General features: G+C 71.1%; 16 protein-coding genes. 9 read left to right on the top strand and 7 right to left on the bottom strand.

Going from position 1 to position 23,227, the window contains the following annotated elements:
- Positions 1 to 9: 9 nt before the first annotated feature.
- Both AC1DTW_RS23190 and AC1DTW_RS23185 read right to left on the bottom strand, forming a co-directional pair.
- Positions 10 to 1,698, bottom strand: a complete 1,689-nt coding sequence (locus tag AC1DTW_RS23190; RefSeq protein ID WP_477983760.1) for an FAD-dependent oxidoreductase — start codon at positions 1,696 to 1,698, stop codon at positions 10 to 12.
- Between the two features lie 4 nt (positions 1,699 to 1,702).
- Positions 1,703 to 2,662 carry an MBL fold metallo-hydrolase gene (locus AC1DTW_RS23185; RefSeq protein ID WP_477983759.1) on the bottom strand — a complete coding sequence of 320 codons (960 nt, stop codon included), beginning with the start codon at positions 2,660 to 2,662 and terminating at the stop codon, positions 1,703 to 1,705.
- A gap of 121 nt (positions 2,663 to 2,783) precedes the next feature.
- Between AC1DTW_RS23185 and AC1DTW_RS23180 the strand changes: the two genes are divergently transcribed.
- The 3 genes from AC1DTW_RS23180 to AC1DTW_RS23170 all read left to right on the top strand — a co-directional run bounded on the left by AC1DTW_RS23180 (position 2,784) and on the right by AC1DTW_RS23170 (position 7,556).
- Entirely contained in the window at positions 2,784 to 3,632 is an 849-nt protein-coding gene (locus AC1DTW_RS23180) for an IclR family transcriptional regulator (protein ID WP_477983758.1), read from the top strand.
- Positions 3,633 to 3,744: 112 nt separating this feature from the next.
- On the top strand, positions 3,745 to 6,759 hold the full coding sequence (locus tag AC1DTW_RS23175; protein ID WP_477983757.1) for a PAS domain-containing protein: 3,015 nt from the start codon (positions 3,745 to 3,747) through the stop codon (positions 6,757 to 6,759).
- Entirely contained in the window at positions 6,756 to 7,556 is an 801-nt protein-coding gene (locus tag AC1DTW_RS23170) for a transporter (protein ID WP_477983756.1), read from the top strand. The genes AC1DTW_RS23175 and AC1DTW_RS23170 overlap by 4 nt, the downstream gene beginning before the upstream one ends.
- A gap of 10 nt (positions 7,557 to 7,566) precedes the next feature.
- On the opposite strand, the gene AC1DTW_RS23165 is transcribed toward AC1DTW_RS23170, so the two are convergent.
- From AC1DTW_RS23165 to AC1DTW_RS23145, 5 genes are read right to left on the bottom strand one after another with little or no spacing between them, the layout of a single operon-like run.
- A complete protein-coding gene (locus tag AC1DTW_RS23165) occupies positions 7,567 to 8,142 on the bottom strand; it encodes a LemA family protein (RefSeq protein WP_477983755.1) in 576 nt (191 codons plus the stop codon).
- A 2-nt stretch (positions 8,143 to 8,144) separates the two neighbouring features.
- Positions 8,145 to 9,566 carry a hypothetical protein gene (locus AC1DTW_RS23160; protein ID WP_477983754.1) on the bottom strand — a complete coding sequence of 474 codons (1,422 nt, stop codon included), beginning with the start codon at positions 9,564 to 9,566 and terminating at the stop codon, positions 8,145 to 8,147.
- 32 nt (positions 9,567 to 9,598) lie between these two features.
- On the bottom strand, positions 9,599 to 11,092 hold the full coding sequence (locus tag AC1DTW_RS23155; RefSeq protein WP_477983753.1) for a caspase family protein: 1,494 nt from the start codon (positions 11,090 to 11,092) through the stop codon (positions 9,599 to 9,601).
- 7 nt (positions 11,093 to 11,099) lie between these two features.
- Complete coding sequence (locus AC1DTW_RS23150) at positions 11,100 to 11,951, bottom strand: hypothetical protein (protein ID WP_477983752.1); 852 nt, start codon at positions 11,949 to 11,951, stop codon at positions 11,100 to 11,102.
- A gap of 40 nt (positions 11,952 to 11,991) precedes the next feature.
- Entirely contained in the window at positions 11,992 to 13,470 is a 1,479-nt protein-coding gene (locus AC1DTW_RS23145) for an MltA domain-containing protein (RefSeq protein ID WP_477983751.1), read from the bottom strand.
- A gap of 396 nt (positions 13,471 to 13,866) precedes the next feature.
- Between AC1DTW_RS23145 and tssJ the strand changes: the two genes are divergently transcribed.
- Genes tssJ through AC1DTW_RS23115 form a run of 6 tightly spaced genes read left to right on the top strand, consistent with a single transcriptional unit; the run spans position 13,867 to position 23,203 of the window.
- Positions 13,867 to 14,343 (top strand): type VI secretion system lipoprotein TssJ, encoded by a 477-nt coding sequence (tssJ, locus tag AC1DTW_RS23140; RefSeq protein WP_477983750.1) that lies wholly within the window; start codon positions 13,867 to 13,869, stop codon positions 14,341 to 14,343.
- Positions 14,340 to 15,674, top strand: a complete 1,335-nt coding sequence (tssK, locus tag AC1DTW_RS23135) for a type VI secretion system baseplate subunit TssK (RefSeq protein ID WP_477983749.1) — start codon at positions 14,340 to 14,342, stop codon at positions 15,672 to 15,674. Before tssJ ends, tssK begins: the two co-directional genes overlap by 4 nt.
- Before the next feature lie 32 nt (positions 15,675 to 15,706).
- Positions 15,707 to 17,026: a DotU family type VI secretion system protein gene (locus AC1DTW_RS23130; protein WP_477983748.1), complete on the top strand. Its 1,320-nt coding sequence runs from the start codon at positions 15,707 to 15,709 to the stop codon at positions 17,024 to 17,026.
- Positions 17,023 to 20,631, top strand: coding sequence for a type VI secretion system membrane subunit TssM (tssM, locus tag AC1DTW_RS23125; RefSeq protein WP_477983747.1), 3,609 nt, complete (start codon positions 17,023 to 17,025; stop codon positions 20,629 to 20,631). Before AC1DTW_RS23130 ends, tssM begins: the two co-directional genes overlap by 4 nt.
- Positions 20,628 to 21,365 carry a type VI secretion system-associated protein TagF gene (gene tagF / locus AC1DTW_RS23120; RefSeq protein ID WP_477983746.1) on the top strand — a complete coding sequence of 246 codons (738 nt, stop codon included), beginning with the start codon at positions 20,628 to 20,630 and terminating at the stop codon, positions 21,363 to 21,365. The genes tssM and tagF overlap by 4 nt, the downstream gene beginning before the upstream one ends.
- A complete protein-coding gene (locus AC1DTW_RS23115) occupies positions 21,365 to 23,203 on the top strand; it encodes a serine/threonine-protein kinase (RefSeq protein WP_477983745.1) in 1,839 nt (612 codons plus the stop codon). The genes tagF and AC1DTW_RS23115 overlap by 1 nt, the downstream gene beginning before the upstream one ends.
- Positions 23,204 to 23,227 lie beyond the last annotated feature (24 nt).

The following is a 23,227-nucleotide window of genomic DNA, read 5'->3' as shown; positions in this document are numbered from 1 at the left end:
TGCCTCCGTTCAGCGCAGCGCCAGCGCGCGCCGCAGCGCGCCGTGCAACGCATCGGCCGAGGGCCGGCGCCAGCGTGCGCAGACGTGCTGGTCGGGTCGCAGCAGGTAGACGGTTCCGGGCAGCATGTCGTAGCGTTCGGCGACCAGGCCGTCGTGGTCGACGACGCTGTCGGGCGCCTCGGCGTGCGCCGCCGCCGAACAGGGTCGCACGTGCAGCACCTTCAATGCCGTGAGCCCGAGCGCCGCGCGTTGCAGCAACGCGTCGATTCGGGCGGCGTCGCCGTCGTCGCCGTAGATCAGCGCGGTGAAGTCGTCGCCGAGTTCGCGCAGCAGCCAGCTCTCGCGATCGTCCGAACGCGTGACCGGTGCATCGACGGCGGCCGCGCCGGGCCGCATCCGGCCCTCGAAGTGCGCGCTGTCGGGCGTGTTCAGCGGCGAGCGGGCCAGCGTCGCCGGCACCGACAACCGGCCGCTGTTGACGAGCGTGCGCGCGAACGGGTGCGCGCGCGCCAGATCGAGCACCGCGTCGCGGAACAGGCGGCTGATCTCGGTCTTCGGCGTGATGAAGTCGGTCGCGCGGGTCGAATGCAGGATGTTCTCGTCGGCGGCGTCTTCGCGTTCGCGCGCGTAGCTGTCGAGCAGCGCGTCGCCGGCCTGGCCGCTCACGACCAGCGCGAGTTTCCACGCGAGGTTGTCGGCGTCCTGGATGCCCGAGTTCGCGCCGCGCGCGCCGAACGGCGAGACGCCGTGCGCCGCGTCGCCGGCGAACAGCACGCGGCCGGCGCGGAAGCTTTCGATGCGCGTGCACGCGAAGGTGTAGACGCTGGCCCATTCGAGCTCGAACGGCGCGTCCTTCATCGCGGAGTTCGCGAGCAGCGCGCGCACGCGCGGGATGATGTTCTCGGGCCGCTTCTCGACCTCGGGGTCGGCGTCCCAGCCGAGCTGGAAGTCGATGCGCCAGACGCCGTCGGGCTGCATGTGCAGCAGCACGCTCTGCTTCGGGTGGAAGTCGGGATCGAACCAGAACCAGCGCTCGGCCGGCAGGTCGATCTGCATCTTCACGTCGGCAATCAGGAAGCGGTCGCGGAACACCTGCCCCTGGCTGGGCTGGCCGGTCAGCTCGCGCAAGGTCGAGCGGCTGCCGTCGCAGGCGACGACATGATCGGCGCGCAGACGGTACGGGCCGTCGGGCGTCTCGATCGTCAGCAGCGCGTGATCGGCCTGCGGCTCGATGCCGACGACCTTGTTCATCCAGCGCAGATCGATCAGCGCCAGCTCGGCCGCGCGCTGCGCGAGATAGCCCTCGACGTAGTACTGCTGCAGGTTGATGAACGCCGGCCGAGCATGGCCGGCCTCGGCCAGCAGGTCGAACTGGTAGATCTGCGCGTCGCGGAAGAACACCTTGCCGACCTGCCACGACACGCCCTTGTCGACCATGCGCTGGCCGCAGCCGAGCCGGTCGAAGATCTCGAGCGTGCGCTTCGCGAAGCAGATCGCGCGCGAACCGGTCGACAGCGTGCAGTCGTTGTCGAGCAGCACCACGTGAACGCCGCGCTGCGCGAGGTCGATCGCGAGCGACAGCCCGACCGGCCCCGCGCCGACGATGACGACCGGATGCCGTGCCGCGATCTCCGCGGTTTGGTCTTTGTGCCGTGTGTACGGGAAGCGCAGCGATTGAAAGTCGATCTCGGCGGCCACGGCATCAGCCTTCGAGCGCGTGCCACATCTCGATGTCACGCTGGGCGGTCCAGATGCGCGGGTCGGCGTGGCCGGTGAGTTCGTCGTAGCAGCGCGTCACGTCGAACGGCATGCAGTGGTCGAAGATCACCCAATGCCCGTACTTGGGCCGCAATGCGGCGATGCTGGCCTTGTAGACCGCGTTCAGATCGTTGCCCGCGGCGACGCCGGCCTGCACGCTCGCGCGCACGTCGGCGATGAACCCGGCCGTGCTCGACAGCCCTTCCTGCACCTTCGCTTCGCCGACGAGCGCGGGCCCGCGGCCGGGCACGAGCGCCAGCGGCTTCAGCGCGGCGACGTTCTCGAGGGTCTTCGGCCATTCCTTGAAGTACGCATCGCCGGCGTACGGCGTGGCATCGAACTCGACCAGGTCGCCGCTGAGCAGCGTGCGCTCCTGCGGCAGCCAGACGACCGTGTCGCCCTTGGTGTGGCCGCGGCCGAGCTGCAGCAGCTGGACCTCGAGCTTGCCGAGCCACAGCGTCATCTTGCCGGTGAAGGTCATCGTCGGCCAGGTCATGCCGGGCGGAACGGACTCGACGTTGCTGAACAGCCGCGGGAAGCGGCCTATCTCGCTCGCCTTGTCTTGCTCGCCGCGCTCGACGATCAGGTCGTAGGTGTCCTGGCTCGCGATGATCTGCTGCGGCTGGTAGGCCGAGGCGCCGAGCACGCGCACCGCGTGGTAGTGGGTCAGCACGACGTACTTGATCGGCTTGTCGGTGACCTCGCGGATGCGGCGGATCACGTCGGCCGCCATCGCGGGGGTGGCTTGCGTGTCGGCGACCAGCACCGCGTCGTCGCCGATCACGATGCCGGTGTTCGGATCGCCCTCGGCGGTGTAGGCCCAGGTGTGCTCGGAGAGCTGCGTGAACGAGACCTTCTTCTGTTCGAGGTCGGCCTGGCTGGCGAAGACTTTGGGTTGGCTCATCGGGTTCCTCGATTTCGGGTGCGGGCGGCGGGTTCGGGCGCTTTCTGCGAGCCTGGAGTGTAGTTCAGCGATTAGATGATGTCTAATACGATTTGTGATGAACTGATTCTCGGAGGCGCCGATGGCCAGCAAGATCGAGCGTGCGCAGCGCGGCATCCAGAGCATCGAGGTCGGCGGCCAGGTGCTGCTGGCGCTCGTGCACCATGGCCGGCCGATGGCGCTGAAAGACCTGGCGCGCGAGGCCGGCATGGCGCCGGCCAAGGCGCACCCGTACCTGGTGAGCTTCGCGCGCATCGGGCTGATCGCGCAGGACGACGGCAACGGGGCGTACTTCCTCGGCCCGCTGGCCCTGCAGCTCGGGCTGATCAGCCTGCAGCAGGCCAACCCGGTGCAGGTCGCGACCCCGCTGATCGGCGAGCTCGCGCAACACATCGGGCAGACGGTCGCGATCGCGGTCTGGGGCACGCGCGGCGCGACCATCGTGCGGCTCGAGGAATCGCCGGCCGCGGTGCACGTCAACATGCGCCACGGTACGGTGTTCTCGCTCGCGAACACCGCGTCGGGCCGCCTGTTCGCGGCGTTCCAGCCGCCGGCGCTCGCGCGCGAGCGGCTCGAGGCGGAGCGCAAGCGGCAGAAGACGCAGCCCGACGCGCCCGTCGCCGGCATGCCGGCAGCGCCGCCGCTGCCGAGCTGGAAGGACTTCGAAGCGCAGCTCGCCGAGGTGCGCACGCACGGCCTGTCGCGCTCGGTCGGCGAGGTCGTGCCCGGCGTCAACGCGATGGCCGCGCCGGTCTTCGATCACACCGGCGCGATGGTGCTGTCGATCACCGCGATCGGCCCCGCAGGCGTCTTCGACACGCGCTGGGACGGCGTCATCGCGCAGGCGCTGCAAGGCGCGGCCGATCAGGTCTCGCAGCGCCTCGGCGCACCGAGCCGCAGCGGCAAAAAGGCTGCCGGTGCCGGCGCTTGACCGATGCGCTGCGCATAAACTCCAGCGCGGGCCGGCCTGCCCGACGTTTCGCTGATCGGCGCGTCATGAGCCACACGAGCCCCTCCAGCTGTATTGTCAAAGGAAGGCCAACTTGCGGCTCACCCTCAGAACGAAGGCGGCGCTGCTCACCACCTCGCTGGTGCTCGCCCTCGTCGGCGTCGCCGGCGGGTGGCAGTACCGGCAGATCACGGCCGACTACCTCGCGCTGCTGCGCGATGGGCAGCAGGCGCTGACCGACGCCGCCGCGGCCGATCTCGATTACAAGCTCGGCATGCACCTGGCCATCGTGGCGCGCGCGGCGCGGCGGGCCGATTCGCACACCCTCGCCGATCCCATCGCACAGCAGCGCTTCTTCGCCGACACCGGCCTGCGGCCGATGTTCGATGGCGCCGCGCTGAGCGCGCTCGATGGCGCGATCCTCGTCAGCGACCCGCCCAACGACAACAAGGCGCTGAACATCGGCGACCGCGACTATTTCCGCCTCGCGCGCGACGCCGGGATCGCCACGGTCTCGGCACCGCTGATCGCGCGGACGACGAATCGGCCGGCGGTGGTGATGGTCGCGCCGGTCAAGTCGGACGACGGCCGCGTCATCGGCGTCGTCACGGCCGGCATCGACCTGGACCGCGCGAACCTGCTCGGCGACCTGAGCCGGCGCAGCCAGGGCCGCGGCAGCCACTACATCGTCGTCACGCGCGGCCCCAGGCCGGTGATCGTGATGCACCCGGACGCCGACCTGGTGCTGAGGCCGGCGTCGATGCTCGACGTTGCCGAGACGGGCGGCGCGGCCGATGTCGTCACGCGCGCGTCGATCGCGAGCGCCGACTGGGAGCTGCGCGTCGTGCTGCCTGCGTCGACCGCGTATGCGCCGCTCGACAACGCGCGCCGCAAGGGGTGGTTCCAGCTGCTCGGTCTCGGCCTCGCGTGCGCGGTGCTGGTCTGGTCGGCGACGGCCTGGCTGATCCGCCCGCTCGAAACGCTGGTGACCGCGATGCGCACGCTGCGGCGCTCGCCCGACAGCCCGCTCGAACTCGGGACGCCGGCCAACGACGAGCGTGGCGACCTCGCGCGCGAGTTCGACGCGCTGATGACCGAGCTGCGCGAGCAGCGCGACCAGATGGCCGCGGTCACCGACGCGTCGCCGCTCGGGCTGTTCCGCAGCGATGCCGACGGGCGCCTGACCTATGTCAACGATGCCTACCTCGCGATCCACGGCCTCGGCCGCGAAGACGCCGCGCAGGGGTGGCTCGCGCTGGTGCCTGAGGAGACCCGGGATCGCGTGCGCGCCGAGTGGCTGCACGTGGTGCGCGAGGCCAAACCGCTGCACGCCACGCGCCGGCTGCGGCGTGCCGACGGCAGCGAGGTGCTCGTGTCGGTGCGCAGCCGGCCGGTGTTCGTGGCCGGTCGCGTCGCGGGCCATGTCGGGACCGTCTCCGACATCACCGAGCGCACCGCGGCCGAACGCGCGCTGCGCACGCTCGGCGCGATCTTCGACGCGACGACGGACTACGTCGTGCAGACCGATGCCGAGGGCCGCCTGATCTACCTGAACCCGGCGGCGCGCTGGCGCATCGGCCTGGCGCCGGATGCGCCGATCGAGCACCTGACGGTCGCCGATCTGAACCCGCCGCAGACGGTCGAGCGGCATCGGCTCGAGATCGTCCCGGCGGCCGTTGCCAGTGGCGTCTGGGTCGGCGAATCGGTCGCGTGGGACGCCGAGCATCATGAAGTGCCGGTCAGCCACCTGGTCATCGCGCACCGCGACAAGCAGGGCAAGGTCGAATACTTCTCGGCCCTGATGCGCGACATCTCGGCCGCGAAAGACGCCGAACGCGCGCTGCGCGACAGCGAGCACCGGCTGCGCATGGTGACCGACCATCTGCCGGTGCTGATCTCGTACCTCGATCGCGAGCTGCGCTTTCGCTTCGTCAACCAGACCTACGCGCAGTGGTTCGGCGCCGACGCCGCGCCGCCGATCGGGATGCCCGTTCGCGCGTTCTACGGCGAGCCGGCCTGGGCCGAGATCGGGCCGCACCTGACGAGCGCGCTGGCGGGCCGGGAGGTCAGCTACGAGCGCGAGATGCGGCGTGCAAACCAGCGCCGCCGCGTGCAGGTCATCGCGGTGCCCGATCGCAACGAGCGCGGCGAGGTCGTCGGCCTGTACACCCTGATCAGCGACATCACGCCGTACCGCGATGCCGAGCGCGCGCTGCAGGAGAGCGAGGCGCGCCTGCGCACAGTGGCCGATGCGCTGCCGATGCGCGTGGCCTACATCGACGCCGACGAACGCTATCGCTTCAACAACCTCGCGTACGAGCGCGGCTTCGGCATCTCGCGCGACGCGATCCAGGGGCGCACCGTGCGCGAACTGCTCGGCGAGGCGGCCTATGCCTCGGCGCAGGCGCACATCCGCAGCGCTCTCGCGGGGCAGCCGGTCACGTTCCAGAGCGAGATGGCGACCGGCGACAGCTACGTCTGCTACGAAGCGCAGTACATCCCGCAGTTCGCCGCCGATGCGACGACCGTGCTCGGCTTCCATGCAGTCATCACCGACATCACGCGCCAGAAGGTCGAGGAGCGGCGCCTGGTCGAGCTGGCGCGCGTCGACACGCTCACCGGCGTCGTCAATCGCGCCGGTTTCGAGTTGCGCCTCGCCGAAGGGATGGCGCGCTGCCGCAGCACGGGCGCGCTGATGGCGCTGATGTACCTCGACATCGACCGCTTCAAGGAGGTCAACGACCGGCTGGGGCACGCGAGCGGCGATGCGCTGCTGAAGGCGTTCGCGGGCCGGCTCTCGCAGGCGCTGCGCTCGACCGACACGGTCGCGCGTCTCGGCGGCGACGAGTTCACGGTGATCATGGAGGGCCTGCCGCGGCCCGACGTGGCCGCGGCCGTGGCGGCGAAGATCATCGCGGCGATGAGCCAGCCGTTCAACCTCGACGAGCACGTGCTCGACGTGACCACCAGCATCGGGTTGACCTTCTACCGAGGCGGGCCGGGCTCCGCGGCCGGCCTGGTCAGTCGGGCCGACAAGCTGCTGTACGAAGCCAAGGCTTCCGGTCGAAATGCGTATCGGGCCGATGCGTCGTTGGGAGTCAGTCCATGAGCCTGCACATCGTCCGCCGCGTCGCGCTTGCCTTGCCGTCCATGGTGCTCGCGCTCGCCGCCCAGGCGGACGCGATCAGCACCGACCGCCCCGATTTCGTCGAGTCCAGCGATGTCGTCGGCAAGGGCCACGTACAGATCGAGACCGGCTTCCAGTCGGAGCGCGAGGCTGCCAACGGCATCAGGACACGGACCCGCACGACGCCGACGCTGCTGCGCATCGGCCTGAACGACGCGCTCGAGTTCCGCGCCGAGACCGACGGGCTGACCCTGGCGCGCAGCACCGACTCGGCGCTCGGCGCGAGCAGCACGCAGCGGGGCTGGGCCGATGTCTCGCTCGGCCTGAAGTGGCGCACGCAGGACGGCGACGAGGACAAGGGCACGCCGAGCATGGCCTGGCTCGTGCACGCCGATCTCGACACCGGCAGCGCGGCATTCCGCGGCCAGGGCGTGCGCCCGTCGCTGCGCTTCGTGGCCGAGTGGGAGCTCGCGCACGAGGTCTCCGTCGGCGTGATGCCGGGCATCGTGCTGGATCGCAACGCCGCCGGCAAGCGCTTCGTGTCGAGCATGTTCGCCGTCACCGTCAGCAAGGGGTGGACGCGCGAGTGGCACACCTTCGTCGAGCTGGCCGGCCAGCAGTTCGCGGCCAGGCGCAACGGTGGCTCGCTCGTCAGCGTCGACGCCGGCGCGACCTACCTCGTCAACGACTCGCTGCAGCTCGACGTGTCGTTCGCGCGCGGCCTCACGCGCGAGACGCCCGACTTCCAGTGGGGCGTCGGCGCGTCGTTCCGGTTCTGATCGGGTCAGATCACGAGCGCAGCCGGGCGCCGACATCCAGGTCGTCGCGCTCGGCCGCCGCGGTCACGAACAGCGGTCGCGCCACGAGCCCGGCGAACGAGGTCAGCAGGTTGTCCGGAAACTGCTCCATGCGGACGTTGTTGATGTTGACGGCCGCGTTGTAGAACTCGCGCCGGTGCGCGATCTGTTCCTCGAGCGCCGAGATGCGTTGCTGCAGGTCCATGAAGACCTCGCTGGCGCGCAGCTGCGGGTAGTTCTCGGCCACGGCGAGCAGCTGCGAGACGCCACGCGACAGCGCCTCCTCGTTCGCGACGCGCTGCGCGCCGGCGTCGCTCGCCTGGGCCCGCACGCGCAACGCGGTCACGTTCTCGAGCAGCGCACGCTCGTGCGTCATGTAGCCCTTGACCGCATCGATCAGCTTCGGCAGTTCGTCGTGCCGCTGCTTGAGCAGCACGTCGATGTTCGACCACGACTGGTCGACCTGGTGCTTGACCTGCACCAGCGCGTTGTAGAGCGACACCGCCTGCGCGGCGACCGCGACGCCCAGCAGCACGAGCACGAGCAGGAAGACAGCGAACCAGGCCATGGTCATTTCCCCGAAACAAGCTCGACGAGCTGGTAGAGCGTGAAGCACAGCACCCCGGCACCGATGCCGAAGGACAGCCACGAGCGCCGGCGCAATGCGGACAGCGCGTCGCGCTCGGGCTGGTTCGAGACCAGGAACGGCCGGCCCTGTCGGCCTTTCCAGACCAGCAGCGCGGCCGGCGCGATGTCGGGTGGCGGCGCCAGGTCGTGCTCGCCGCCGCCGCGCTCGCCGCCTTTGCCGATCTGCGTGAGCATGTCGAGGTAGGCGACCAGCACCGCGACGACGATGCGTGCCGGCTCCGGCACCGCGCCGACCAGCGCGCGCCGCCACTGGCCCGTTCGCACGCTCAGCAGGGCGCGTTCCAGCAGCGTGGCCTCCGAGGCGGTCGGCAGATTGCGCCGCTCGTCGAGCGTGCCCAGAACGTACAGCGTCTGGTTCGCCTCGAGGCACGACTCGGTGACGCGGATCTGCCGACCGCCGGTCCACGCGAAGCCGAGTTCGTCGAGCAGTGCAGCGCCCGGCGCGGGCAAGGTGTCCTTGGCCGAATCCCAGCTGCGACCCTGCAGCAGCATCTGCGCACCCGGCAGCCAGATCGGAATCCTTCCGGTGTCGTCTTCGAGCACGACGATGCCGATCGTGCCGCCATGGCGCGCCGCGACCTGCTTCCACGAGCCGTCGCGGTCACTGTCTTCGTACCAGAAGTAGACCGCGATGTCCCACCACACGCTGGGCCGGCCGGTGATGCCGGCGAGCACCGGGGCTTCAGTGACCGCCCGGCCCTCGAGCTCGATCAGGCCCAGCGCGGCACTGCTGACCTTCGCGGTCGGCGTGTTCGCCACCGCGAGGGCGTCGCGCAGCCCGCCGAGCCCGTTGCGGCACAGCCAGATGCCCAGCGCGGTACTCGCCGGCACGAGGAACACCGGGTGCAGCAGCACGCCCAGCAGCATGATCAGCAGGACCAGCAGGCCGAGCACCGCGACGACGATGCCCCAGACCTTCAGCGTGGTCCAGGTGCCCGAGGTGATGCCGAGCCGCTGTTGCGCATCCTTCACCGGCAGACGCTCTCCGATCCATCGCGCGCCGAGACGCGCCTGCATCGCGGCGACGATCGCCGCGCGCTCGTCGCCCTGCGGCAGCACGCGCATGAAGGCCTTGCCGCTCCCTTCGGTGCGCGACAGCACGAGCCACTCGAGCTGCGCCGGCACCCAGTTCGGCAGGTCGGGGGCGCCGCGGCCGCCCATGCCGGCCATCGCCGCGGTGGCGCCGCCCTGGATCGTGTCCCAGCGCAGGTCTTCGCTGCCGTTCATCGGGTCGTCCGACTCGAAGCGCAGCACGCCATCGGTGAGCTCGTAGGTCGAGTGCGTGATGCCGAGTGGCGTCGGCACCTTGAAGGTCCAGCGCAGCGTGTTCGTCGCCGATGTCATGTGCGGTTTCCCGGTGTGTGGCGTCGCCGGAATCAGCGCCGGCACAGGTCGCCGTAGATCTGGCCCGCCAGCGCGGTCGTCTGCGCGGCGATCACGTCGAGGTAGGCGCCGCTCAGGTCGGTGCCGGCATACGACTCCTCGCGCGACACATGGCTCGCGACCCGCTGCCCGTTGGCGGCCGCGACACTGATCGCCGCATTCACCGAGACCTCGTTGAGCGCGAGCAGCCGGTTCGCGCTCGCCTGCGAGCTGACGGTGCCGCGCAGCACGTAGTCGGCCGGACCCGCGCTCGACACGCGCAGGCCCGCCTGACGCAGCCGCTCGCCGAGCGCGAGCGCGAAGCCGCCACGCCAGCCGGGTGTGCGCGGCTCGTCGATGTCGATGCGCACGCGCGCGTTCTTGCGCGCCGGCGCGCAGGCGATCGCGAGCGCGTCGCGGAACGCGGCGTCGCGTCCCTCGGGTGTCGCGCGGTTCATCTTCTCCTCCTCGGCAGAGAACGAGAAGCCGCCGGACGAGCGCGAGGGCGGCGGCGCCGTCGGCGCCGCGGTCGCCACCGTTGTCGCTGCCGCTGCAGGCGCCGCGGCCGGCTGCATCGCGCGGCCGCGCGCCTCGCGCGCGTACTGGCCGTTCGGGTATTTCTCGAGGTAGGCGCGGTAGGCGGACGGGTTGTCGGTGCGGCTGACGAGCGACCACAGCTCGGCCTCGACCGCCACCGGGCTCGCGACGGTCGCCGCGCCGCCGCTCGGCGCGGTGAAGTAGAAGTCGCCCTCGAGCGAGGTGCTCTCCCACGGAATCTGGCGCCCGCCCGAACCCTGCTTGACGGCGACGCGGGTGCGCTTGAAGACGTCTTCGACCGTGAGCCCGGGGGTCGCCATGTACTGCAGCAGGTAGGTCGTGTACAGGCCGTTGCGGCCGGTGCCGTCGGCGGCCTCGGCGCCGGGAGCGGTCGCGAATGCGACGATCGATCCGGTCGGCGCATCGATCTGTGCGAGGCCGGTCGTGGCCGAGCGCGAGCTGCGTGCGAACGGGTTGTTGCGGCAGGCATCGAGGATCACGATGTTCAGCGGGTTCTTCGCCGCCTCCATCTTCTCGAGCACGAGCCCGACATCGAAGGCCTTGTAGGCGACCTCGTCTTCGCGCTCGATCGCGGCATCGACCGGCAGCAGGTAGTTGCGGCCCTTCACCTGCACGCCGTGCCCCGCGTAGTAGAACAGCCCGACGCCGCCCTTCAACGCATCGCCGAACTGGCGCACGCCTTCGAACATCTGCTTCTGCGTAGCGTTCTCGACGCGGATCACCTTGAAGCCGAGCCTGGTCAGCGCTTCGGCGACGGCGCGCGCGTCGTTGAGCGGGTTGGTGAGAGGCATCGTGCGGTAGTCGGCGTTGCCGATCACCAGCGCGACGCGCGGCGCACTGTCGGATGGCGCCGCGTGCGCCGCGGCGGCGCAGCTCGCGAGCAGCAGCGGCGCGAGCCAGCGTGCGCAGGCGGCGCGCAAGGTTCCCGTGCGGTCACGATCGGCATTCATGCGCGGCCTACTTGTACTTCGCGTCGATCTCGGCGACGTTCTTCTGCACCAGGCGCTGCACCAGCGAATCCAGTGTCAGCTGACCGCTCGCGCCCTTCGAGACGCCGAGGACCGATGTCGACGTGCGGCCCATCTCCATCTTGTCCTCGAAGTAGCCGTTCGCGACCTGCTCGGTCGTGTTCGCATCGATCACCTTGTAGCGCATGCCGATGACCCAGACGCCCACCGCCTGGTCGGTGCGCACCGAGCCGGCGGTGACCGCGCCGGCCGCGCCGGCCTTGCTGCCGCCCGAGAAGATGTTGATCAGCGATGCGGCTGCGCCGCCGTCGAAGCCGCTCGATCCGGTCGCGACCTGCTCGGCCTTCAGCACGTCGAACTTGACGATCCACTTGGTCGTCTGCAGCTTGCCCTTCTGGAACACGCGCCGCGCCTGGTTCGGGTCGCCCATGCTGTAGGCCAGCTCGGCCTCGTGCAGCAGCGGGCCGAGGTTGCTGCGCTCGACGATCGTGAAGTTGGCGCGGCTCAGTTCGAGCTCGCCGAAGTCGGCGATGTTGTTCGCGGTCACATGCTGCACGAAGCTCGCGTTGTTGCTCTTGATCTCGCCGGGCAGCACGATGATGCGCGGCCCCTTGCGGTCGCCGTTGGTGTAGGTGACCGGGCGGTACATCGCCGCATCGGCGCGCTGGTTCGCCTCCTGCGAGACGCTCGACCCGGCCAGCGGCGACGGGTTGCCGCCGCCTTCGGGGCGCACGCCGCCGCCGTAGCCGCCGCCGCAGGCACAGAGTGCGGCGCTGAGTGCCGCGCACGCAAGCGTTGCGCCGAGTGCGGGCCAGCGTGTCGTGGGGCGTTGACTGTTCATGATGATGCGTCCGCAGGGGTGGGGGGAACACGAATCCGCTTCAGTCGGGCTCGGAGCAGAAGGTCTCGTCGGCGATCAGGCATTGCGACGCGGCGATCGGCGTGTTGCGTGACGCGCGCGCCCCGCGGGTCACGAGACCGCTGCCCTGCAGGCGCGCGGCTTCGGCGTGCGGCAGCATCAGCCACAGCTGGCCGCGCTCGCGCGTGCGCATCGCCTGGTGGCCGGCGGCCGTGCCGAAGCCCCAGAAGAAGTCGGCGCGGATCGCACCGCGGATCGCGCCGCCGGTGTCCTGTGCCATCACGAGGCGTTGCAGCGCGAGCGTCGAGCCGGGCGGGGTCGGTGCCGACAGGTAGACCGGGTAGCCCATCGGCGTCACGCGCGGATCGACGGCGATCGAGCGGCCTGCCGTCAGCGGCACGCCGAGCGCGCCGACCGGCCCGCTGCCGGGACGCTGGTCCGACGCGACGCGAAAGAACACGTAGCTCGGGTCGCTGTCGAGCGCGGTCGTGCGCGGCGCGCCGGGAACGCTCGTCGCAGCACGCGGCTTCGCCGGCGCGCGTGCCGGCGGCGCGGTCTTCCTGGCTTGCGCATCGCTCAGCAGCTGCTCGACCAGATCGTCGCCCTGATCGGCCTTCGGCTTCGGCGCCGGTGCGGCGGCGGCCAGCAACGGCTTCACGCCGCGTGTGACGGGCGCCGGCGCGGTGTCGCCCGCATCATCCCGCGCGAGCGCAAAACGCTCGGGCTCCTCGGCCGCCGACGCACCGCGCGTGACCGGTCGCTCGGGTGTCTTGCTCGCGAGACGCACCGGCCTGAACGGATGGCCGTTCTGCTCGGCGTACTGCAGGCGCAGCACGCTGCCGTCGCCGAGGCGGATGCGACCCGAGCCCTGCACCTGCATCGCATACAGCGCGAGCGCATCGTCGACCCACGCGACCACCGGCGCATCGATGCGGCCCTGCGCCTCGATCTCGGCGCGCGTGCGGTACGGCAGCGCGCGGCCGTTGTCGAGCCGCAGGCGCCAGCGCCGATCGCGCGCGTCGAACTCGAACTGCGTCGTGTCGAGCGCGTAGCTGCCGGGCTGCCGGCTCGGCAGCACGACGAGCTCGCGCCCGCGCGTCGCGACCTGCACGGTGCTGCCGCGCTGCGGGCCCGGGATGGTCTTCCAGTCGAGCGAGAACAGATCGTTCGGCACGCCATAGACCGGCACGCTGTAGACGCCTTCGTTGCGCAGGCTGCCGGCGATCAGCGGCTCGTAGTAGCCGGTCACATCGCCTTCGGTGCTCGCGTCGGCATTCAGCAGTCGGAACAGCGCGAACTGCGTCTCGAAGAAGCGCCGCACCTCGGGCGTGGTGCGCGCGACCTGGCTCGCGCTGGCGCACACCGGCTTCCACGCGTCGCGCTGTGCGAGCGCCTTGCATGAGGCGCCGAACGCGTCCCAGCCGGTCATCAGATCGTCGCTGGCCCAGCCGGGCAGGTCAGCGTAGCGGCTGGCCCTGAACAAGGCATGGCGTGTCTGCACGTCGGCCGGTGCCGCGCTGGGTGCGCTGGTCGCGGGTGCTGCGAGGGGTATCGCTGCCGGCGCGGGAGCCGGCGGCGTTTCGGCGCGAGGAGCCACAGCCGGCGCGCCACCCGCGCAGCCCGTGGTGATCAGCGCCGCCGCGGCGGCGGCCATCACACAGGAAGCGCCGAGCGCGAACGCCCGCAGGCTGCGAGGCGATCGTGCGCGGGCCGATGACGCTGCGTTGGACATGGGTGTATGCGATTCGATGGCATGACCGTAGCGGCGCGACCGGTGCGCATCAATTGACCTTGGTAACCCGCATCGCGCGCTTCGAGGCTGCATTCGGGTTACCTAAGTCATGCCTTCTTGCGCGACTCGCTGGGTATTCTTCAGAGCGTTCCTGGAGGGATTCCCATGGGTCCGAAGGCATCGAAGTTCCTGGCGACTGCGGCCTGCATGCTCGCAGCGCTGCTGATCGCAGGCTGCGCCAGCCCGCCGAAGCCGACCCTCGTGTCGGCCACCTTGCAGGCCGGCGCGAGCGTGAACCCGGATGCGCACAAGCGCGCCTCGCCGCTGGTCGTGCGGGTCTATGAACTGAAGTCGGCGGCGGCCTTCGAGGCGGCCGACTTCGTGTCGCTGTACGAGCGCGACCAGGCCACGCTCGCGGCCGAGATGACGGCGCGCGAGGAGTTCGTGCTGCGGCCTGGCGAAACCCGGCCGTGGGAGAAGACGGTCGCGCCCGACGCGAAGTTCATCGGCATCGTCGCGGCGTTTCGCGACATCGAACGGGCGCGCTGGAAGACGCTGGTCGCGATCAAGCCGAACGTGAAGAACATCGTCACGATCCAGGCCAGCGAGATCGCGGTGACGGCGAAGGTCGCATCCCAATGAGCTGGGTCTCGCCGGTCGTCTGGTCGCAGGGCATGTTCCTGCAGCCGCATCACTTCCAGCAGGAGGCGCGCCACGTGGCGCGGCTGGTCGATGCGCGTGCGCGCTGCCACTCGCCGCACGCCTGGGGCTTCACCGAGATCGTGCTCGACGACGCGCTGCTCGCGCTCGGCAAGGTCGGTATCGCACGCGCGACCGGCGTGCTGCCCGACGGCACGCCGTTCTCGATCCCGCAGCTCGACGCACCGCCGCTGCCGCTGGAGGTCGCGCCCGAGATGAAGGGCGAGCTCGTCCACCTCGCGCTCGCGCTGAGCCGCGAGGGCGTCACCGAGGTCGGCTTCGAGGGTGTGCCCGGCGATGGCCCGTGCCGGCTCGAGGCGGTCGAGGAAGGCGTGCGCGATCACACCAGCGCTTCGGACGAAGCCGCGAGCATCCAGGTCGGCCGGCTGCGCCTGCGGCTGGTGCGCGCGAAGGAGGCGACCGACGCCTATGCGCTGCTCGGCGTCGCGCAAGTGATCGAGCGCCGCAGCGACCACCAGGTGCTGCTCGATCGCGGCTACATCCCGCCGCAGGTCGTGATCGATGCGACCGAGACGCTGGCCGGCAGCGTGCGCCTGTTGCACGGCCTGATCGCGCAGCGCGCGCAGGCGCTCGCGGGGCGCATGGGGCAGCTCAGCCACGGCGTCTCGGAGCTGGCCGACTTCATGATGCTGCAGGTGCTGAACCGCGCCGAGCCGCTGTTTCGCGAGCACGCGCGGGCACCGAACGCACATCCGTACGCGCTGTTCGGCGCCTGCCTGCAGCTCGCCGGCGAGCTCGCCACGTTCGCGAGCGCCGCGCGCCGCGCGCCCGAGTTTCCGGTGTACCGGCACGACGATCTGCGCGGCTGCTTCACGCCGCTGATCGACGAGCTGCGCAAGATGCTGTCGACGGTGCTCGAGCAGAACGCGGTGCAGATCCCGCTGGTCGAGCGCACGCACGGCGTGCGCACCGCGGTGGTGGCCGATCTCGAGCTCGCGCAGCACGGCGTCTTCGTGCTCGCGGTCAGCGCGCAACTGCCGGCCGAGCAGCTGCGCCAGCGCTTCATCGCGCAGACCAAGTTCGGGCCGGTCGACCGGATCCGCGATCTGGTCAATCTGCAGTTGCCGGGCATCGGCCTGACCAGCCTGCCGGTCGCGCCGCGCCAGCTGCCGTTCCATGCCGGGCATTTCTATTTCGAGCTCGAACGCAGCAGCGATCTGTGGCGGCAGTTCCAGAAGACCGGCAACCTGGCGCTGCACATTGCCGGCGACTTCCCGGAACTCGAGCTCGAGCTCTGGGCGATCCGCCAGTGATCGGCCAGTGATCCATCTGCCGAGGTGTCGCGATGTGCCCTGCCAATCCCGTTGATCCCGGCCACGATCCGTTCGCGGCGCTCGAGGGCCAGCGCACCTTCGTGCTGCCGACACCGGGCGCACGCGGGCCGGCGCCGGCGGCCGCATCCGACTCGGCCGGCATCGACGCGGTGCAAGACCTCGGTCCCGCCGACAGCGGCATCAACCCGCTGCTCGCGCTGGCGAACCGCCTGCTCGCGGTGGTGCCGCAGATCCGCGCGACCTCGCAGCTCACCGACCCCGGCACGTTGAAGGACTCGCTCGCGCACGGCATCCGCGAGTTCGAGGCGCACGCGCGCCAGCAGGGCATCGCGCCCGAGCGCGTGATGGCCGCGCGCTACATCCTGTGTACCTTGCTCGACGAGGCGGCCGCCGGCACGCCGTGGGGCGGCTCGGGCGTGTGGGGGCGGCACAGCCTGCTGGCGATGTTCCACAACGAGACCTGGGGCGGCGAGAAGGTGTTCCAGCTGATGGCGAAGCTGGCCGAGAACCCCGCCGGCAACCGCGATCTGCTCGAGATGATCTATGCCGCGGTGTGCCTCGGTTTCGAGGGCCGCTACCGCGTCGTCGACGGCGGGCGCGCGCAGCTCGAGGCGGTGCGCGAGCGGCTCGCGCAGATCCTGCGCAAGGAGCGCGGCGACTACGCACAGCCGCTCGCGCAGCACTGGCGCGGCCAGGCGCTGAAGCGGCGCTCGCTGCTGTCGTGGCTGCCGCTGTGGGTCAGCGCGGCGGTCGCCGCGACGCTGCTCGCCGGCATCTACCTGCTGCTCGCGTTCTCGCTCGGCGGCCTGTCGGACCCGGTCTACGGCCAGATCCAGGGCCTGCGGCTGATGCCGCCGACACCGCCGGTCACGCTGCCGGCGCCGAAGCCGCGGCTGGCGCAGTTTCTCGCGAGCGAGATCAAGGCCGGGCTGGTCGCGGTGCGCGACGAGATCGACCGCAGCGTCATCACGATCCGCGGCGACGGGCTGTTCGACCCCGGCAGCGCGAGCCTCTCAGGCGACCGCGAGGCGCTGATGCGGCGCATCGCCGAGGCGCTCGCGCAGGTGCCCGGACCGGTGCTCGTGACCGGGCACACCGACAACCAGCCGATCCGCTCGCTGCGCTTCCCGTCGAACTGGCACCTGAGCGAGGAACGCGCCAAGGCGGTGCGCGCGATCCTGGTGTCGCAGGGTGTGCCGGCGGCGCGCGTCGGCGCCGAGGGGCGCGCCGACGGCGAGCCGGTGGTCGCGAACGACAGCGCTGGCAACCGTGCGCTGAACCGCCGCGTCGAGGTGCTGCTGCTCGCCGCCAAGCCGGGGAGCGGCTCATGAAGAAGCTGTTCGGGCTGATCTTCAACGGCTGGGTGCTCGCGGCACTTGGGCTGATCGCGCTGGCGCTGCTGATCTGGATCGTCGGCCCGCTGCTGGGCATCGGCGAGGCGCGGCCGCTCGAGAGCGCGACCGCGCGGGGGGTGCTGATCGCCGCCGTCGTGCTGCTGTACCTGCTGAGCAAGGCCTGGCGCGCCTGGCGCGCGCGGCGCAGCAACAGCGCGGTCGTCAATCAGCTGCTCGCGGCCGCGCCCGCCGCGCCCGGCGCGGCGCCGCCGAACGATGCCGCGGCGGCCGAGATGAACATCGTTCGCGAGCGCTTCGAGAAGGCGCTGACGACACTCAGGCAGGCCCGCTTCGGCGGCGAGACCGGCGTGTGGGGCCAGGTCAGCGCGCGCGTCGGGCAGCGCTACCTGTACGAGCTGCCGTGGTACGTGATCATCGGCGCGCCGGGTTCCGGCAAGACCACCGCGCTGCTGAACTCGGGCCTCGAATTCCCGCTCGCCGCGAGCCTGGGCGACGCCTCGGTGCGCGGCCTCGGCGGCACGCGCAACTGCGACTGGTGGTTCACGAACCAGGCCGTGCTGATCGACACCGCCGGCCGCTACACCACGCAGGACAGCGACCGCGACACCGACGCCCAGGCCTGGTCCGGCTTTCTCGGCCTGATCAAGAAGAGCCGGCCGCGCCAGCCGCTGAACGGCGTGCTCGTCACGGTCTCGGTGACCGATCTGCTGACGCGCAGCGCTGCCGAGCGCACCGCGCACGCCGCGGCGGTGCGCACGCGCGTGCAGGAGCTGCACGAGCAGCTCGGCATCCGCTTCCCGATCTACCTGCTGGTCACGAAGTGCGACCTGCTCGCCGGCTTCATGGATTACCTCGGCGACGCCGGCAAGGAGCTGCGCCAGGATCCGTGGGGCTTCACGTTCAAGCTCGACGCGCAGCAGCGCTGCGACCTGGGCGGCTTTGGCGCGGAGTTCGACGCGCTCGAGCAGCGCCTCGGCGATGGCCTGATCGACCGGCTGCAGTCGGAGCGCGACCTGCAGCGGCGCGCGCGCATCTATGCGTTCCCGCAGCAGTTCGCCGGGCTGCGCGGCGTGCTCGGCGAGTTCGTCACGAAGGTGTTTTCGCCGTCGCAGTTCGAGGCGCACCCGCTGCTGCGCGGCGTCTACTTCGTCAGCGGCACGCAGGAGGGCACGCCGATCGATCGCCTGCTCGGCAGCGTCGCGCGCACCTACCGGCTCGCGCGCACCGCGTTGCCGGTGAACCAGCCGAGCGGCAAGAGCTTCTTCCTGTCGCGCCTGCTGCAGGAGCTGGTGTTCGGCGAGGCCGGCCTGGCCGGCACCAACCTGAAGTGGGAGCGGCGCCGCTCGGCGGTGGCGCTCGCCGGCTACGCGCTGGTCGGGCTGCTCGGCGTCGGTGCGCTGACGGCCTGGGGCGTCAGCTACGTCAACAACCGCCACTACGTCGCCGCGGTCAGCGCACGTGCCGACGCGGTGCGCCAGCTGGTGCAGGCGACGCCGAACCGCGCGTCTTCCGACGCGGTCGTGCTGCTGCCGGCGCTCGCCGCGACGAAGGCGCTGGCCGTCGACGAGCAGCGCAGCGTGCCGTGGTCGCTGGGCTTCGGGCTGTACCAGGGCCGCAAGCTCGACTCGGCGACGCAGCTCGTCTACAAGCGCATGCTGGTGGACGCGCTGCAGCCGCGCATCGCGCTGCGCGTCGAGGAGCAGCTGAAGAACAGCAACGACAACCAGGAGCTGCAGTACGAGGCGCTGAAGACCTACGTGATGCTGCACGACCCCGAGCACTTCGATGCCCAGGCACTCAAGCTCTACGTGATGGCCGACTGGGACGCCAACCTGCCGCGCGAGGTCACGTCCGAACAGCGCGCGGCGCTCGAATCGCACCTCGATGCGCTGCTCGCGCAAGGCGCCGCGGTGTCGCCGCTGCCCGAAGACAAGGCGCTGCTCGCGCAGACCCGTGCGCGGCTCGCCACCGTGCCGCTCGCGCAGCGCGTCTACAACCGGCTGCGGCGCCAGGGCGTCGGCGCCGAGATCGGCGAGTTCACGGTCGCGAAGGCGGCCGGTGCCGGCGCCGCGCTGGTGTTCGCCCGCGCCAGCGGCGCACCGCTGACGCGCGGCGTGCCGGGGCTCTACACGTACGACGGCTACCACCGCGGCTTTCAACGCGAGGTCGAGCGCAGCACCCGCCAGCTCAGCGACGAAGAGGGCTGGGTGCTCGGCCTGAGCGAGCCGACCCGCGCCTCGGCGCTGCGCGACCCGCTCGGCCTGGCGCGCCTGATCGACGAGGTACGCCGTCTCTACCTGACCGACTACGCCAAGCAGTGGGAGGTCTTCATCGCCGACGTGCGCATGGCGCCGACCGCGAACCTCGCGCAGGCGGTGCAGATGGCGCGCATCCTGTCGTCGCCCGACAACCCGCTCGCGCCGCTGGTGCGCGCGATGGTCAAGGAGACGACGCTGACCGTCAACGACTCGAAGGGCGTGGTCGAGCGCGCCGAAGCGAAGGCGACGAGCACGATCAGCGACTCGCGCGAGCAGCTGATGCGCCTGCTCGGCAACAAGGCCGCGCCGGGCGCGGTGGCGCCGGGCGCACGCATCGAGAGCATCGTCGACGACCGCTTCGAGGGCTTGCGCAGCCTCGTGCGCGCGCCGCCCGGCGGCACCGGCGCGGCGCCGATCGACGGCACGATCGCGCTGATCAACGAGGTCTATGCGCTGCTGACCGCGGCCGACACGGCGGTGAAGGGCGGCAACGCGCCGCCGGTCTCGGAGCTGCCGAACAAGGTCAAGGCCGAGGCGGCGCGGCTGCCCGAACCGGTGCGCAGCCTGCTGACGACGCTCTCCGCGAGCGGCAGCAATGCGGCGCTCGGCGCGACGCGTGTGAACCTGAGCCAGGCGGTGAATTCAGGCATCGGCGACTTCTGCAAGCAGGCGGTCGCGGGCCGCTACCCGTTCGCGCGCGCCAGCCGCAACGATGTCACGCAGGACGACTTCGGCCGGCTGTTCTCGCCCGGCGGCCTGTTCGACGAGTTCTTCCAGAAGAACCTCGCGAGCTTCGTCGACACCAACACGCGGCCCTGGAGTTTTCGCCAGCTCGGCGAGGCCAGGCTCGGCACCGACACCGGCACGCTGGGCCAGTTCCAGCGCGCCGCGGCGATCCGCGACACCTTCTTCCGCTCGGGCGGCAAGGTGCCCGCGCTGCGGCTCGACTTCAAGCCGCTCGAGATGGACGACACGATCACGCAGTTCACGCTCGATGTCGACGGCCAGCTGGTGAAGTACGCGCACGGCCCGCAGATCCCGGCCTCGGTGCAGTGGCCGGGCCCGCGCGGCAGCACGCAGGTGCGTGTGCAGTTGCAGCCGGCGCTCGCGACCGGCTCTTCCGGCGCGGTGGCCGAAGGGCCGTGGGCGCTGTTCCGGCTTTTCGACCGGATGCAGATCGCGCCGGCCGGTGCGCCGGAGCGCTTTCGCGTCACCTTCGAGGTCGACGGGCGCAAGGCGACCTTCGAGGTCACCGCCAGCAGCGTCGTCAACCCGTTCCGCCTGCGCGAGCTCGCGGAGTTCAGCTGCCCGACCACGTTGTGAACGGCCTCGCCAATGACAAGGACGCCGCCGGCGCCGCCGGCGCCGGAACCACCGCCGGCTGGTTCGGCAAGCTCGCCTGCCTCGGCGATTTCGCGAGCCGGCGCGTCGCACCCGAGTTCACGCAGGCTTGCGACGCCTGGCTGTCGCGCTGCCTCGAAGCGAGCCGTGCGCAGCTCGGCGAGCGCTGGCTCGACGCCTATCTGACGAGCCCGCTGTGGCGCTTCGCGTGGGCCCCCGGCGTGCTCGACGCGCGCTGGTGGTTCGGCGTGCTGATGCCCAGCGTCGACGGGGTCGGGCGCTACTTCCCGCTGCTGATCGCGCAGCCCTGCCTGGAGGCACCGCGCAGCGGCCCCGATCTCGACCGGCTCGAACGCTGGTTCGTGCAGCTCGGCGACGCCGCGCTCGCGACGCTGCAGCCCGGTGCCACGCTCGAGGGCTTCGAGAGCGCGCTGGCCGCCACGCCGGCGTGGCAGGTGCCGACGGCGCCGCGCGCCGCGCAGCTCGTCATCGGCGCGCCGAAGCAGTGGCCGGATCGCAGCCGTCATGCGGTGCCGGCCGGCATGACGCTGGCGCAGAGCCTGCAGCAGGTCGGCACCTTCGACACGCTGCGGCGCTTCCAGGGCTGCTCGGTGTGGTGGCCTGCGCGACCCGGCGGCAGCGACGGCAGCCTGAGCGTCGCGGTCGGCCTGCCGGCCGCGGGCTCGTTCGTGCACCTGCTCGAAGGGGCCTGGTGATGGAGGATCCGATCGCCGCAAGGCGCGATGCCAACAGCAGCGAGGCCGACCGCGGCGCCGTCGCGCCGCTGCCGCACGGCCACCGGCTGCACGAGTTCGAGATCGAGCGCGTGCTCGGCGAGGGCGGCTTCGGCATCGTCTACCTGGCGCGCGACCTGCAGCTGCATCGCACCGTCGCGCTGAAGGAGTACATGCCCGCGTCGCTTGCGGTGCGCCAGGCCGACGACGCGGTCGCGGTGCGTTCGCAGCGCCACCAGGAGACCTTCGACCTCGGGCTGCGCTCGTTCGTCAACGAAGCCCGGCTGCTGGCCTCGTTCGACAACGCGTCGTTGGTGAAGGTCTACCGCTTCTGGGAGCAGAACGGCACGGCCTACATGGTGATGCCGTTCTACGAGGGGCCGACGCTGAAGGCATGGCTGAAGGCGCAGGCGCAGCCGCCCGACGAGGCCTGGCTGAAGCGCCTGCTCGGCCCGTTGCTCGACGCGCTGGCGCTGATCCACGCCGACCATTGCTACCACCGCGACATCGCGCCCGACAACATCCTGCTGCTCGGCGCCGAGCAGCGCCCTCTGCTGCTCGACTTCGGTGCCGCGCGGCGCGTGATCGGCGACGCGACGCAGGCGCTGACGGTGATCCTGAAGCCCGGCTACGCGCCGATCGAGCAGTACGCCGAGGTGCCCTCGATGAAGCAGGGCGCGTGGACCGACGTCTACGCGCTGTGCGCGGTGCTCTACATGGCGATCAGCGGCCGCGCGCCGACCGCGGCGGTCGGCCGCATGATGAACGACGACCTGGTGCCGCTCGCGACGAGCGCGCGCGGCCGCTGTTCGCCGGCGTTTCTGGCGGCGATCGACGCCGGCCTCGCGGTGCGGCCCGAGCAGCGGCCGCCCGACATCGCGGCGCTGCGCGCCCGGCTGTTCGCGCCGTCGCTGCCGGCCGACGAGGGCGATGCGACCGTGATGCGGCCGGTCGATTCGGAAGCGACGGTGTTCATCGCGCCGCGGTCGAGCGCCGAACCCACGCGCCATGTCGTGACCGAGCGGATTGCGCCTGCCGCGGCCGTCGACGAGCGGTCGGCGCCGGTACCGATCCCGGCACCGGCACCCGCAGCGCCGCCTTCACGGCGCGGCGTCGCACTGCTGCTCGTCGGGCTCTCAGGTCTCGCGGTCGTCGGTGGCGCGGCGTGGTACTTCACGCGCAGCGGCGCGGCGCCGGCGCAAGCGGTCGCCCGCGCCGAGCCGGTTGCGTCGCCCGCAAGCGCCGCGCCGGCGCCGCCGCCCGTCGCCGACACACGACCGGCACGCGCAGCGTTCGGCCCGGTCGCGGCGCTCGAAGACATCGTTCGTCATGGCGACCCGCGGATCTCGGTGAACACGATCGCCGACAAGGAGCGCATCGTGATCGGCACCGACCGGATGCAGTTTCGCGTCAAGGCCAGCGAGGCCGGCCACCTCTATGTCTTTCTCGCCGGCACCGACCAGGCGCACCTGCAGCTGCTGTTCCCGAACGCGCTCGACCAGAACAACCGCATCGCCGCCGACACGCTGATGACCTTGCCGCGCAAGGGCTGGCAGATCACTGCCGGCGGACCGGCGGGCGTCAATCACATCGTCACGATGGTGTCGCGCGAGCCGCGCGAGTTCGCGGCCGCGGGCATCAAGGCCGGCGAGAGCATCCCCGAGTTCGATCTCGCGGCACTGCAGCGCGCGTGGACCGATGCCGCCGGTGTCGCAACGCCGTGGTTCGGCGAGCCGCGTTGCGCCGCCACGGACGGGCGCGCATGCGACGGGCGTTTCGGCGCGTCGATGATCCGGATCGAGGAGGTCGCAGCGAGGTAACGCGGCAGGGTCGATCGAAAGGTC

It is taken from the genome of Rhizobacter sp. P5_A1 (genome assembly GCF_056400745.1).
Note: the sequence above shows the minus strand (reverse complement) of the source record. Positions and strands in the feature narration are given on the sequence as shown.

Coding starts and splice junctions, on each gene's coding strand:
- AC1DTW_RS23185 (WP_477983759.1), bottom strand. CDS start 2,662: ATGAGCCAACCCAAAGTCTTCGCCAGCCAGGCCGACCTCGAACAGAAG.
- AC1DTW_RS23180 (WP_477983758.1), top strand. CDS start 2,784: ATGGCCAGCAAGATCGAGCGTGCGCAGCGCGGCATCCAGAGCATCGAG.
- AC1DTW_RS23170 (WP_477983756.1), top strand. CDS start 6,756: ATGAGCCTGCACATCGTCCGCCGCGTCGCGCTTGCCTTGCCGTCCATG.
- AC1DTW_RS23165 (WP_477983755.1), bottom strand. CDS start 8,142: ATGGCCTGGTTCGCTGTCTTCCTGCTCGTGCTCGTGCTGCTGGGCGTC.
- AC1DTW_RS23160 (WP_477983754.1), bottom strand. CDS start 9,566: ATGACATCGGCGACGAACACGCTGCGCTGGACCTTCAAGGTGCCGACG.
- AC1DTW_RS23155 (WP_477983753.1), bottom strand. CDS start 11,092: ATGAATGCCGATCGTGACCGCACGGGAACCTTGCGCGCCGCCTGCGCA.
- AC1DTW_RS23150 (WP_477983752.1), bottom strand. CDS start 11,951: ATGAACAGTCAACGCCCCACGACACGCTGGCCCGCACTCGGCGCAACG.
- tssJ (WP_477983750.1), top strand. CDS start 13,867: ATGGGTCCGAAGGCATCGAAGTTCCTGGCGACTGCGGCCTGCATGCTC.
- tssK (WP_477983749.1), top strand. CDS start 14,340: ATGAGCTGGGTCTCGCCGGTCGTCTGGTCGCAGGGCATGTTCCTGCAG.
- AC1DTW_RS23130 (WP_477983748.1), top strand. CDS start 15,707: ATGTGCCCTGCCAATCCCGTTGATCCCGGCCACGATCCGTTCGCGGCG.
- tssM (WP_477983747.1), top strand. CDS start 17,023: ATGAAGAAGCTGTTCGGGCTGATCTTCAACGGCTGGGTGCTCGCGGCA.
- AC1DTW_RS23115 (WP_477983745.1), top strand. CDS start 21,365: ATGGAGGATCCGATCGCCGCAAGGCGCGATGCCAACAGCAGCGAGGCC.